This window comes from Sinorhizobium sp. CB7, assembly GCF_041357635.1.
GTDB lineage: Bacteria > Pseudomonadota > Alphaproteobacteria > Rhizobiales > Rhizobiaceae > Rhizobium.
This window is the reverse complement of sequence record NZ_JAULLL010000005.1, coordinates 88,758-100,860: the sequence shown is the minus strand read 5'-3', so window position 1 is coordinate 100,860 and position 12,103 is coordinate 88,758. Positions and strand designations below refer to the sequence as shown.

Annotated in this window: 11 protein-coding genes; 3 read left to right on the top strand and 8 right to left on the bottom strand. The window is 61.5% G+C overall.

The genetic code is table 11. The annotated features are described in order from the left end of the window. Positions 1 to 20: 20 nt before the first annotated feature. Both AAE029_RS11330 and AAE029_RS11325 read right to left on the bottom strand, forming a co-directional pair. Complete coding sequence (locus tag AAE029_RS11330) at positions 21 to 2,483, bottom strand: glycoside hydrolase family 2 protein (protein ID WP_371072942.1); 2,463 nt, start codon at positions 2,481 to 2,483, stop codon at positions 21 to 23. A gap of 10 nt (positions 2,484 to 2,493) precedes the next feature. Then, positions 2,494 to 3,207, bottom strand: a complete 714-nt coding sequence (locus AAE029_RS11325; RefSeq protein WP_371072941.1) for a FadR/GntR family transcriptional regulator — start codon at positions 3,205 to 3,207, stop codon at positions 2,494 to 2,496. 116 nt (positions 3,208 to 3,323) lie between these two features. Between AAE029_RS11325 and uxuA the strand changes: the two genes are divergently transcribed. Next, a complete protein-coding gene (uxuA, locus tag AAE029_RS11320) occupies positions 3,324 to 4,511 on the top strand; it encodes a mannonate dehydratase (protein WP_371072940.1) in 1,188 nt (395 codons plus the stop codon). Positions 4,512 to 4,545: 34 nt separating this feature from the next. Here uxuA and AAE029_RS11315 read toward each other — a convergent pair whose 3' ends face one another. Beyond that, positions 4,546 to 6,042 (bottom strand): pyruvate kinase, encoded by a 1,497-nt coding sequence (locus AAE029_RS11315; RefSeq protein ID WP_371072939.1) that lies wholly within the window; start codon positions 6,040 to 6,042, stop codon positions 4,546 to 4,548. A gap of 372 nt (positions 6,043 to 6,414) precedes the next feature. Here AAE029_RS11315 and AAE029_RS11310 point away from each other — a divergent pair, with 372 nt between their 5' ends. Further along, positions 6,415 to 6,756, top strand: a complete 342-nt coding sequence (locus AAE029_RS11310) for a hypothetical protein (RefSeq protein ID WP_371072938.1) — start codon at positions 6,415 to 6,417, stop codon at positions 6,754 to 6,756. Between the two features lie 134 nt (positions 6,757 to 6,890). Beyond that, positions 6,891 to 7,106, top strand: a complete 216-nt coding sequence (locus AAE029_RS11305) for a hypothetical protein (protein WP_371072937.1) — start codon at positions 6,891 to 6,893, stop codon at positions 7,104 to 7,106. Between the two features lie 28 nt (positions 7,107 to 7,134). Here the strand turns inward: AAE029_RS11305 and solA are convergent, their stop codons facing one another. Genes solA through AAE029_RS11280 form a run of 5 tightly spaced genes read right to left on the bottom strand, consistent with a single transcriptional unit; the run spans position 7,135 to position 12,061 of the window. Next, positions 7,135 to 8,307 (bottom strand): N-methyl-L-tryptophan oxidase, encoded by a 1,173-nt coding sequence (gene solA, locus AAE029_RS11300; protein ID WP_371072936.1) that lies wholly within the window; start codon positions 8,305 to 8,307, stop codon positions 7,135 to 7,137. A gap of 19 nt (positions 8,308 to 8,326) precedes the next feature. Beyond that, on the bottom strand, positions 8,327 to 9,820 hold the full coding sequence (gene hutH, locus AAE029_RS11295; RefSeq protein WP_371072935.1) for a histidine ammonia-lyase: 1,494 nt from the start codon (positions 9,818 to 9,820) through the stop codon (positions 8,327 to 8,329). After that, complete coding sequence (locus tag AAE029_RS11290) at positions 9,817 to 10,593, bottom strand: ABC transporter ATP-binding protein (RefSeq protein WP_371072934.1); 777 nt, start codon at positions 10,591 to 10,593, stop codon at positions 9,817 to 9,819. Before AAE029_RS11290 ends, hutH begins: the two co-directional genes overlap by 4 nt. A gap of 11 nt (positions 10,594 to 10,604) precedes the next feature. Then, a complete protein-coding gene (locus AAE029_RS11285) occupies positions 10,605 to 11,324 on the bottom strand; it encodes an ABC transporter permease (protein ID WP_371072933.1) in 720 nt (239 codons plus the stop codon). An 11-nt stretch (positions 11,325 to 11,335) separates the two neighbouring features. Further along, on the bottom strand, positions 11,336 to 12,061 hold the full coding sequence (locus AAE029_RS11280; RefSeq protein ID WP_371072932.1) for an ABC transporter permease: 726 nt from the start codon (positions 12,059 to 12,061) through the stop codon (positions 11,336 to 11,338). Positions 12,062 to 12,103 lie beyond the last annotated feature (42 nt).

Below are 12,103 nucleotides of genomic sequence, written 5' to 3'. Positions count from 1 at the left end.
GCGCTCTGGTTTTTATGGTCCTATGAGATCAAGTCGTTTGCCGTGCGCAGGAAGCCCGGAACCGCCGCCGGATCCCGAACTGCACTGATGTCAGCGCCTTTGACGTGAAAGGTGCGGCTTTCCCCCGGGAGCAGCGTCACCAGCATGTCATCCACCTCCGCGTCAACATCGAGATGATCCGCGAAAAGGCAAAGGTCCCGCAGGAATGTCCGGGCCGTTACGGTGACCGCCAAGGCGGTCTCGGTCACTGTGGCGACGCAGTCAAAGCGCGGCTGCGGATAGGCAAGTTTCATATCTTTTTCGAAATACCACCATGCCTCCGCATCTCCGAGACGAGCGCGCAGGAATTCTCGTTTCGGATCACCCGGAATAGCGACTTCCTCGGGAATCGGAATGTCGACATTCTCGAAGCGATCGCAGAGGACCCTCCAAAGCGCATGGCGGGCAAGCAGCTTTCCATCGAAATCGAAGCGCTCGACGACGAAGGGCACCCGCCAGAACAAGGTGGCATCATTGATGCCGATCGCAGAAAGTCCGGAGCCTCTCGGCTGTATCGTCAGCAAATGCGGCGCGTAGCTCTTGCGCAGGGCATACCACAATGGCTTCTTCCGCCCGCCACCGTCGATCGCCGACCAGGACGTGACCGGCCAGCAATCGTTGAGCTGCCAGACGATCGTTCCCATGCAGACCGGGCGATGCGAGCGCATGTGCTCAATGCCGAATGCAATGGCCCGGACCTGGTTGAGCTGTGTTGCGAAATGCCAATCCGCGAAGGTTTGCGGAACGGGGAACCAGCCTTCCAGGCCCCGAAGCAGGCGATCATTGCCGGCCGTCGCCTTCTGATGATGCAGCACGCCTGGAGAGGCCGGCGCGGGATCGGTCTCGCGAACGGCCTCAGTAAGCGTGGCGCGGGTGGGCGGCGCCTGCCAGCCGAATTCCGAGCAGAAGCGTGGAACATGGGCGCGATAGGTTTCATAACCGACATCGTTCCAGACATCCCAGATGTGCTTGCAGCCGTGCCCGTCGGCGTTCGGCGCGATGTCCATCGAACCCGAATAGGGACTGCCGGCCCAATAGGGTCGTGTCGGATCCAGTTCGGCGACGAGCTTCGGCAGGAGATCGAGATAATATCCGGCTCCCCAGGGGCGGTTGCCCAGCACGTCCTTCCAGCCCCAGTCGAAATAGCCCCAGATGTTCTCGTTGTTGCCGTTCCAGAGCACGAGCGAAGGGTAAGGCATCAAGCGCACGATCGCTTCGCGCGCTTCCGCCTCGATCTCGCTCCATACCGGTTCTTCTTCGGGATAGGCCGCGCAGGCAAACAGGAAATCCTGCCACACCATGATGCCGGCTTCATCACAGGCTTCATAGAAGGAATCGCTCTCATAGATACCGCCGCCCCAGACGCGCAGAAGATTCATGTTGGCGTCCCGCGCCTGCCCGATCCGATGGCGATAACGCTCGGGCGTTACCCGCGATGGAAAACAGTCGTCCGGGATCCAGTTGGCTCCGCGCGCGAAGACCGGTACGTCGTTGACGACGATCGTGAAGGCGGAGCCGATCTCGTCCGGACTCGTGTCGAGTCGGACCGAGCGGAACCCCACGCGCCGCTGCCAGCTGTCGAGTTTGGCGCCGCCAGCATCGCGAAGCTCCACGTCGAGATCGTAGAGCGGTTGGGCGCCAAGACCATGCGGCCACCACAGGCGCGGATTTGTGATCCGGCACTCGCCGCTTGCTCCCGTCTCACCATGAGCAATAAAGACCTCGCAGCGCTCGCCGCCGATGGATATCGCAAGGAATGCATCACCTTCACTCGGCTTCGCCCATTCGATGTCGACGCTCACGCGGGCAACACCCTCGCCGCCATCGACCGTCACCTCGGGACGAACGGCGGCAAGCCGCGCCTGCGACCAGCTCTCGATCGCGATCGGCTTCCAGATGCCGGCGGTCACGACCGTCGGACCCCAGTCCCATCCGAAGTTGCAGGCCATCTTGCGGATGAGGTGGCCGGGACCCGGATAGTTCGCCGGAATATCGGCGGCCATGCCGAGTTCCTTGCGAACCGCGGCGCCATGCTCGTAGGCGGAGTCGAATTCCACGACCAGTTCGTTCCTGCCCCGCTTCAGCAAGGCCGCGGCATCGAACCTATAGCTGCGATGCATGTTGCGCGTTTGCCCCAGGGACGTGCCGTTCAGTGACAGGCTTGCGGCCGTGTCGAGCCCGAGACAGGAAAGATCGATCCGCTCCGCCTCGCTTGTCTCCCAGTTGAAGGCCAGTTCATAGCGCCATGCCGAGCGGCCGATCCAGTCCTGGGCAACTTCATTGACGTCGAGATAGGGGTCGCTGATTAGACGGGCGGCCAGAAGGTCAAGATGCACGCATCCGGGAACCATGGCGGGAATTTCGTCCGGAAGATGCGGAGCAGTGGACGGCGATCGGACGCGGGTGAGTGTCCAGCCGGCATCGAGGCTCTGTCTTTTTATCATGAGGTTTGCTTCAGCCCTGTGGTGCTTCTTTCGGGCCATCGATGAATTGAAGCCCCGCATGAAGGTGGCGGTTCATATGATAGGCATAGGCGACGCGATCCCGCGCTTTCATCGCGGAAATGATGTCGCAATGTTCGTAATAGGCACTGTCGACAGCGACGCGCGAGCCTTTGCCTGCTTCCATCAGGCGCTGGAGCAAGGGTTGCAGGATCCCGTAGACCTGCGACAGCGTCCGATTACCCGCCAATCCGACAAGAGTTGCATGGAACTTGAAGTCGTACTCGGCCGCACCTGCCAGTTCGGGCGTCGCCTTCATGGCCTCGTTTATGGCCTCCAGCCGGGCTAGCGCGGCGTCATCGATGGCCGCAAACAGCTGCTCCGAAAGATTGACCTCGATCAACCGGCGAAAGCCCTGGATATCGAGGAAGCTCTCCGCCGACATGTCGATTGCGAAGGAGAACAGCTCCATCAGCGCGTCCTGGCGCCGATCCGTGATGACGGCACCCACCTTCTGGCGCGATTCGACGATGCCATAGGCCTTCAGCATCCGGATCGCTTCGCGCACCGTGTTGCGGCTGCTGCCGAACATTGCCGCAAGCTCGATCTCGGACGGAAGGGCATCGCCAACCCGAAGATCGCGTTCGCGCATGAGGCCCTTGATCGCGCCGACCACCTGGTCGACCGCCGATCCCCTTGCCTCGCCCTGAACGTCAGCCAGTTCCATCCGATCCTCCATCCATCACCATATTGTTGGTCAATATGGAATGTCAACGGCGTGATTTCGATAGACATTCCAATATGTGGCGCTATGTTGACCAACAATTATTTGGAGGACCAATCATGGAAAGTTGCTGGCGCTGGTTCGGGCCGCGAGATCTCGTTCCGCTCAACCATGCCCGTCAGGCAGGCGCGACGGGTATCGTGACCGCCCTTCACGAAATCTCCTACTCACGGTCCTGGACACCGGATGAAATCGCTGCCCGCAAGGCTTTGATCGAAGATGCGGGCATGCGCTGGAGCGTATGCGAGTCTATCCCCATTCCCAATGCCATCAAGCTTGGCGGTGAAGGCGCTGCCAAGGCGATCGGCATATGGAAAGACAGCCTTGTCAATCTCGCGAAGGCTGGCATCAAGACCATCTGCTACAATTTCATGCCGGTCGTGGACTGGACCCGAACCGATCTGCGGTTCCCGGTATCAACCACGGCTTTGGCGCTTCGCTTCGACATGACCGAGTTCGTCGCCTATGACGCCTTCGTCCTCGCGCGAAAGAATGCCGACAAGAGCTATGCGCCGGAGCTGCTGCAAAAGGCGGAAGAAAAGTTGCGGACAATGCCGCAGGAAGCCATCAGCCGGCTGGAAAGCAATATTATCGCCGGACTTCCGGGCGGAGAGGACAGCTATAGCCGTGATGACATCCGTGCGGCGATCGATGCTTTCGATGGAATGAGTGCGGACGACCTCAGCGCCAGTCTGCAGAGTTTCCTTGAGGAGGTCGTGCCGGTCGCAGCTGAGCTGGGCGCGAGGCTGGCGATTCATCCGGACGATCCGCCATTCTCACTTTTCGGACTGCCACGCGTGGTCTCGACAGCTGAGGACCTGCGCCGCATTCTCGCCTCTGTCGATCATCCGGCCAACGGGTTGACGCTCTGTGTCGGTTCGCTGGGTTCGCGCGCCGACAATGACGTGCTGGCGATCGCACGGGAATTCTCGCATCGGATCAATTTCGCCCATTTGCGCGATGTCACCGTCGAACCGGACGGCTCCTTCTTCGAAGCCAGCCATCTGGAAGGCCGCAGCGACATGTACGCGATCCTTGACACGCTGCTCAACGAGGAGAAGCGCCGCCAGTCCGAGGGACGCACCGATGCCGTCATTCCGATGCGTCCAGATCACGGGCATCTCATCGGGGACGACACCGACAAACCGGTCAATCCCGGCTATTCGCTGATTGGGCGGCTGAAGGGTCTTGCGGAACTGCATGGTGTGATCCATGCACTTGAGAGGCCAAGGCTGGCGCAAAACTAGCCTTCTGGGCTCGCTGCACGATCGGGCGAACGGACTACCAGGATTTGAGCGCCCGCAACGTGGGCGTCTTCTTGTGCATGTGTTCGTCCATGCGCGACATCAGGTGATCGAGCAGCGTGACAGCCTCGGCCACCGCCGGTCCCTTGTTCAGCATCACGCATTCGGCGCGCACAGCCATGGCCGCGTCCGTCATCTCGCCGCGCGACGGCAGACCGTCCTTGACCAGATCCTCGAGCACCTGCGTTGCCCAGATCGTCGGTACCGAAGCAGCTTCGCAGATCCAGAGCATCTCTTCCTGCATTTCCGCCACGCGCTCGAATCCGATTTCGGCGGCAAGGTCGCCACGAGCGATCATCACGCCGAAAGGGCGTCGGTGAAACCGCGCTCGGGCGATAAGCGCCGGAAGGTTCTTGACCGCCTCGGGCTGCTCGATCTTGGCGATGAGGCCGAACGTCCGTTCGATCGCCCCGCGCTTTGCGAGAACCTCTTCGAGGAGGTCTATGTCTTCCGGGCGACTGACGAACGAATAACCGAGCATGTCGGCACAGTCGATAACTGTGGCAAGATCGCTCCGATCCTTGTCCGTCAGGGGTGAAAGGCCAAGCGAGGTATCGGGAAGATTGAGGCCTTTTTCCGCCTTGAGTTTCGTGCCGCCGGTTTTGGTATGGCTGACGCAGACGATTGCTTCACCCGGCGCCAGGCTCTCGACCACCCCCTCGAGCTTGCCGTCGTCATAGCGAACCCGGTCGCCGACCGACAATCGGGTGACGATCTCCGGAATTGAAACCACGGCGGAAAAGGGGACGTCCGCGGTAACGCGGGGTGTGCCTTCGGCGATGAGCCGGAGCCGGTCGCCGGCCTCTATCTTGACCTTCTTTTCAGGAAGAACGGCTTCGGTTCTGATCTTCGGCCCCGCAATGTCCATGAGAATCGTCAGCCGCCGCCCGACAGACTTGCCTGCAGCGCGGACATGATTGGCCATCGTCGCCCAGATCTCGGGACTATCATGGGCACAGTTTATTCGGGCGACATCCATGCCGCGGCGTGCCAGATCAAGAATAAAGTCGGGATCGGTGGCGACCTCACCGGGCAGCGTTACCATGATGCGGCCACGACGATGTTTCTGCGGTGGTCCGAACAATGCATTCGTCGCTTCGATGAGGGTTCTCTCGCCGCGAAAGAACTGTGCCTCTGTCGGTGCAGGATGCGGAGCATCCCGTCCATCGATCGCTGCAAGGACTGCCAGAACAGCGTCGATCGTCGGCAGAACGCGGCTTTCCAGCCGCCCCAGGGAGGAGAGCCCCCTCCACATCAGCTTTCTTTGCAGAGCGCGGATATCGTGGTGTCGGAGCGCGAGATAGTGGCACAGGTTTTCAAGGGTCGGTCGATCGGCGTCCGATAGTTCAGCCCGCCTGACAAGCTGATCAAACAATGGTGCGGCCGTTTCAACGATCTCGTCACGGAGCGCGCGCATCTCCGACAGGAGTTCCACTGTGCCGCTCTTGAGGAGCTGGTTATCGAAATCCGCCATGACAGGCCTCCCGTGCTCCTTGGTAGTTTGAGCCTGGAAGATTACGCCGTAATGACTGCGCCTCCGCATTGACCCTCCGCAAACGAACAGGTGTCATTCTCGTTCACGCAGCGGGATGCGCTCGCGGGCTATAGGCGGTTCACGACACATCTATTACATGCCGACTTTCGATGCAGGCTTCCGGCGCCTCGAAACTTGTGGAACAATTCGCGTGGCTGCGGAAACATGACACAGGGCAGCCTTGAGGAAACAACGGCCGCGAATTCACGATCGGAGCTTTCTCCGGTCGGCCCGGATCCGCTGGTTGTTTATGACAGTTTAATGACACATTCTGCAAGAATCAGGGGAAATAAATTGTAAAAGGAGATAAGAATGGGCGAGAAGCGAAAGCACGTTTATGAAGCACTTGTCGATGGCGCAACCGAAGGTCTTTCAGGCAACGCCCTGTACGAATTCGTCCTGAAACGCTGCCCAAAAACGTCCAGCAAGAAGATCGTCCGAGCTTCGCTACTTGCGCTCACCGATCCGCATCTGAAAGATCGCAATATTCTCGATACAATATATGCGCTCGCCATCAAGCATCGCTTGGACGAGGTCGACGTCACTGACGACCACGACGATGATGACACCCGCGAGCTCGTTCCGGTGGCAAAACCCCGAAGAAAACGGGCTGCATCTCCACCCGCCCAGGACGCGGCGAGCGGCGGATCCTAAACAGTAAAGGACAGCGCCAGCGCAGTAGCACCGGATTGCGCGACCCGAGTTTCGCCTGCCACGCTTTCGACATCATTCCGACACCTGCCCGTTACGACGACAAGCTATTGTTGTATCGAACAAGGAGACGCGTGATGAGTCGTGACGACATGACCATGTCCGAGGTTCTGCGGGATCCGCTGATACGGCTGATGCTGAGGGCCGATGGCATTTCGCTTGGCGAATTCGCGGCGATATTGGAAGCAGCCGCCCGGCGGAGAAATGCGCATTTTGCGAATACCGAAAATGAAAGCCGGAGCGGATCGAAAACACCGCTCGCGGCGAAGGCGGAGCTTGTTCCGTCGCTTTGATGCCTGCGCCGAATAGCTTGGGCAGTATTCAGCGCGGCGCTGCCGTAATCGCCCTATTCGCCAAGAACCGCTCCATTGCCGCGAAGGAAAATGCGGCAATCGGAAGCGGCGTGCCGCCCTCCATTGCCAGATCCGCTAGGATCTCGCCAACGACACTGGTGAATTTGAATCCATGCCCCGAGCAGGGCGAGGCGACGACAACGCGCCGTTCGCCGGGCATCAGGTCGATCAGGAAATCCTCGCTCGGCAGCATCGTATAGCGGCAGGTCGTGGCCTTGACGCGTAGTCCTGCGGCGGCCGGCAGCCGCTTGGCGATGAAGCCGTCGAGCAAGGCCGTGTCCCGGTCGTTGACCGGCGGGTTTGGCTGGTTCGGGTCTATCGGTTCCATGAAATGCGCATGGCGCCCAACCTTGACCCCGTCCACGCCGATTGCCGGAAAGCCGAAATACGACCCCTCTGGCCCCTCGTCACGCAGAAAGGCCGGCATGCGCTGCGGCTGGGTGACGAATCCGTCGCGCGGCTGGTACCAGGCGACCACCTGACGGATCGGAACGGCGTGCTCTTTCAGCTGCGGCACCAGCTCGGCGATCCATGAGCCCGTCGAAACGATGACCTTGCCTGCACGATATCGTCCAAGCGGTGAGGAGATCATCATACCCGCATCATCCGGCTCGAGCGCTGTCACCTTTTCGCCGAAATGCAGGACCGCGCCATCTTCGGCCGCAAGCTTCAGATAGCCCATGACCGCCGCTTCCGGTCGGAGATAGCCGCCTTGAGGATCGAGCAGCGCTATCTCCCCTTCGTCCAACGCAAAGGACGGATACCGGGCGGCCATCGCTTTCCGGTCGAGCTCCTCATAGGCCAAGTTGTGCATTTCGCATGAAGCCCGCGTGCCGCTGACGATCTTGCTATCCGGTGCGCCGATCTGCAGGACACCGGTGATCGTCAGGATATCGGCACTGAGCCGTGCTTCAAGCGCTCTCCAGTTCTCATAGGCGCGCTTCAGAAGAGGCACATAGGAAGGATCCTCGAAATAGCCGAGACGGATCAGCCGACTGTCGCCATGGGAGGAGCTCATCGCATGCGCCGGAAAATAGGCATCGATACCGATCGCCTTGACGCCCCGCGCGGAAAGATAGGCAAGAGCCGCGCTGCCCATGGCCCCGAGGCCGATAACGGCGACATCGAATTGAGCAGTCATGGAAAAAACCTCTGTGCTTTCAGCCAAGCGCCGGCGGCGCGTTTTCACGGATCAGGATGCGCAACGCTTCCATATCATTGCTCAAGGGACGGTCGTCCGCATAATGGGCGACACGCTCGCGCACCAGTCGGTGGATCCTGTCGGTGCCGGCGGCACGCGTCGCCGTTGAAGCCAGGAAATCATGCGCCTGCGCCGCCGCCATCAGCTCTATGGCCAGGATATATTCGGCGTTGTCGATGATCGCCAGCAGCTTGTTTGCGGCTGCCGTCGGATGCGCCAGAAAATCTTCCTGCAAGCCGGAGGTCAGTCCGCCATCGGTCGCCGCGGGCGCCGCCAGCCTGCGGTTCTCGTTGCTGAGGGCGGCTGCCGTATATTGGGCGATCATGAACCCGGAATTGCTGCCGGCATCGCTGGCAAGGAAGGCCGGCAGGCCACTCACCAGTGGATTGACCATCCGGTCCATGCGCCGCTCGCTCATTGCTGCAACCTGCGCCAGCGCGATCGCGAGGCTATCGGCCGCCTGGCCCAGCGCCGGCGCGACCGCATGCGCTTCCGAGGAAACAACGGGATTTTCCGGCGTACCGGATACGGCAGGATTGTCCGTGACCGAGGCGAGTTCCTGATCGACGACGCGGGCGGAATTGTCGAAGACATCCCGGGCCGCGCCATGGGCATGCGGGACGGAACGGAGACTGAGAGCATCCTGCGTTCGCTTGCCGATCGCGGCCGCGACGAGGCCGCTGCCCGCAAGGCGTTTGCGCAGCGAAGCCCCGACGGTCGCAATGCCCCTTGAGGGCCGCAGCGCCAAAACGGCTTCGTCGAAAGCGGCCATCTGGCAGCCTACTGCCTCCAGCGTCAACGCCGCCACCGCGTCAGCCCAGTCGAGCAGCCGTTCGGCCCGAGCGAGCGCCACGCTCGAAAGACCCGTGGCGCAGGCCGTGCCATTGACAAGGCTGAGGCCCTCCTTGGCCCCGAGCACCAGCGGATCGAGACCGATCCTGCCCAGTGCCTCGCCTCCGCCCATACGCTCTCCCGCCACCCGAGCACTGCCCTCCCCGATCAGGACCAGCGCTGTATGCGCATTATGCGTCAGGTAACCCGCCGAGCCTTTCGAGGGCACGTCCGGAATACAGTCCTTTTCCAGGAAAGTTGCGAGATGGCGGACGATTTCCGGCCGCACGCCGGAATGCCCGTGGGCGAAATTGGCGATCTGCGCGGCGATGATGGCCCGCACCTCGCGCGACCCCAAGAGCTCGCCGACACCGCAGGCATGACTGAGAATGATGTTGCGCGACAGCCGGCTCTGGGAGGCTCTGTCGACTACCGTATCCGACAGCGCGCCGACGCCGGTATTGATGCCATAGGCACGCACCCCCGTTTCGACGATGCGCTCGACGATGCGGCTCGCGTCCGCGACGCGTTCCCACGCAGCGGCGGAAAGCGAAAGCGACTCTCCTGCCGCGACGCGGGCAACATCCCGCCAGCCGAGCACGGTATCGATCGTGATCGTCATGATGCCTTTCCGAAATGACCGATGAACTGGCGGAAGGCCGGTGTTCCGTGGCCACCGAACATCTCGTCCGGCGTGCCGGTGCTTTCGATCAGGCCCTCGCGCATGAAGACGACACGGTTGGAGACGTTGCGGGCGAAGCTCATCTCGTGCGTGACGACGAGCATGGTCATGCCCTCCTCCGCCAGAGCTCGCATGACGCGCAGCACCTCGCCGACAAGCTCCGGATCAAGTGCCGAAGTCGGCTCGTCGAAGAGCATCACCTTCGGCTTCATGGCAAGCGCCCGGGCGATCGCTGCCCGCTGCTGCTGACCGCCGGAAAGATGCGCCGGATAGGCATGGCGCTTGTCGGCAATGCCGACCTTTTCCAGGAGAGCTTCTGCCTCGGCGATGCATTCGGCGCGCGGCCGCTTCAGGACATGCACCGGCCCCTCGATGACATTCTGCAGGATTGTCATATGGGACCAGAGATTGAAGGACTGGAACACCATGCCGAGCTCGGAGCGGATATGATCCACCTGCTTCTGGCTCTCCGGCCGGCTGCGGCCGCCCTTGTGCACCATGCGGATATGCTCGCCATCCACCCAGATCTCGCCATCGCTCGCGATCTCCAGGAGATTGATGCAGCGCAGGAATGTCGACTTGCCCGACCCCGAGGCGCCAAGCAGGGAGATCACGTCGCCGTCCTCGGCATCGAGGGAAATGCCGCGCAGCACCTCATGCGTGCCGAAGCTCTTGCGGATGTTGCGGACCGAAAGTCGGGTGACACCGGGCATGATTGCTCCAATCAGGTCAAAGACGCCGTCGCCTTCAACGCCGGCGGAACAGCGCGGCGATGGCGCGAGAGCGAGTATTCAAGCAGGGCCATGGCCTGCAGGATGATGAAGTTGAGAACGAGATAGATGAGGGCCGCGCAGAGAAAGACTTCCATCGTGCGATAGGTCTGCGAAATCAGCCGCTGTGCGACACCCGTCACTTCCCAGACGGTCACGAGACTGGCGAGCGCCGTCGACTTCATCATCAATACGATCTCGGTGGAATAGGCCGGCAGCGCATGGCGGAAGGCGATCGGCGCGAGGATTCGGCGCACCAGCAGGAAGCCGGACATGCCGATCGAGCGGGCCGCCTCGATCTCGCGTGGGGAAACCGCGCGGATGCCGCCGCGGAAGATCTCCGCCGAATAGCCGGCCGTGCAGAGCGCCAATGACAGCACGGCGCAGACGAAGGGTTCGCGCAGGAACGGCCAGAGGAACGAATAGCGGATGAAGCCGAACTGGCCGAGGCCATAGAAGACCAGGAACATCTGGATGAGGAGCGGCGACCCACGAAAGACGAAGATGTAGCCTTTCGCAAAAGCCGAGAGGACGGGATTGCCGCCGACACGCATCCAGACGATCACGAGCGCCAGGAGTCCGCCGAAGAAGATCGACAGGAAGAAGAGCGCCAGCGTCGTCGGCAAGGCCTCGAGCAGCGTCACCATGGTCTGTGAAAGAAAGGCGAAATCCATCGGCGCGCTCCCTATGCCCGGCCCATTGCTGCAGCCGGCATGCTGCGGTTGGCGCGGCGCTCCGCCCCGGTGAAGACGCGGTCGGAGAGACTGGTCAGGATCAGATAGAGACAGCCGCCGACGATGAAGAACAGGAAGTATTGCCGCGTCGAGCCGGCCGCGACCTGGCTGGTGCGCATCAGCTCCGCCAGGCCGGTGACGGAGATCAGCGCGGAATCCTTGAGGCTCAACTGCCAGACATTGCCCATGCCGGGGATCGCCAGGCGAAGCACCTGCGGCATGATGATGCGCCGAAAGCGCATGCCGCGATGCATGCCGATGGCAGACGCCGCTTCGAGCTCACCCTTGGGAATGGCGAGAAAGGCGCCGCGGAAGACCTCGGCCTGATAGGCCCCGGAGATGATACCGACGGCGAGCGCACCGGCCGCAAAGGACGGCAGGCCGAGAAAACCCTCGTAACCAAAAGACTTGCCGATCGCGGTCACCGCCGAGGAGCCGCCGAAATAGATGAGATAGATGATGAGAAGCTCCGGCACGCCGCGAAAGACGGTCGTATAGGCGTTGCCGAGTGCAATGAGAAAGAAATTGCTGGAGAGCTTTGCCGCCGCGACGATTGCGCCGAGCACGGCGCCGATCGCCAGTGCGACGGCCGTAACGCAGAGCGTCATCAATGCCGCGACGAGCAACAGCGCGCCCCATCCCGTCGGACCGAATCCAAGCAATTGCAGTGTCGCCATCTCGTTCGTTCCCCGTCCCGAGCGGTCAATGATTTAGGATTT

What these genes read in the sequence shown, in the direction of transcription:
- AAE029_RS11305 (WP_371072937.1), top strand. Translation starts at nt 6,891, where the DNA reads ATGAGTCGTGACGACATGACCATGTCCGAGGTTCTGCGGGATCCGCTG.
- hutH (WP_371072935.1), bottom strand. Translation starts at nt 9,820, where the DNA reads ATGACGATCACGATCGATACCGTGCTCGGCTGGCGGGATGTTGCCCGC.
- AAE029_RS11285 (WP_371072933.1), bottom strand. Translation starts at nt 11,324, where the DNA reads ATGGATTTCGCCTTTCTTTCACAGACCATGGTGACGCTGCTCGAGGCC.
- solA (WP_371072936.1), bottom strand. Translation starts at nt 8,307, where the DNA reads ATGACTGCTCAATTCGATGTCGCCGTTATCGGCCTCGGGGCCATGGGC.
- AAE029_RS11315 (WP_371072939.1), bottom strand. Translation starts at nt 6,042, where the DNA reads ATGGCGGATTTCGATAACCAGCTCCTCAAGAGCGGCACAGTGGAACTC.
- AAE029_RS11325 (WP_371072941.1), bottom strand. Translation starts at nt 3,207, where the DNA reads ATGGAACTGGCTGACGTTCAGGGCGAGGCAAGGGGATCGGCGGTCGAC.
- AAE029_RS11330 (WP_371072942.1), bottom strand. Translation starts at nt 2,483, where the DNA reads ATGATAAAAAGACAGAGCCTCGATGCCGGCTGGACACTCACCCGCGTC.
- uxuA (WP_371072940.1), top strand. Translation starts at nt 3,324, where the DNA reads ATGGAAAGTTGCTGGCGCTGGTTCGGGCCGCGAGATCTCGTTCCGCTC.
- AAE029_RS11280 (WP_371072932.1), bottom strand. Translation starts at nt 12,061, where the DNA reads ATGGCGACACTGCAATTGCTTGGATTCGGTCCGACGGGATGGGGCGCG.
- AAE029_RS11310 (WP_371072938.1), top strand. Translation starts at nt 6,415, where the DNA reads ATGGGCGAGAAGCGAAAGCACGTTTATGAAGCACTTGTCGATGGCGCA.
- AAE029_RS11290 (WP_371072934.1), bottom strand. Translation starts at nt 10,593, where the DNA reads ATGCCCGGTGTCACCCGACTTTCGGTCCGCAACATCCGCAAGAGCTTC.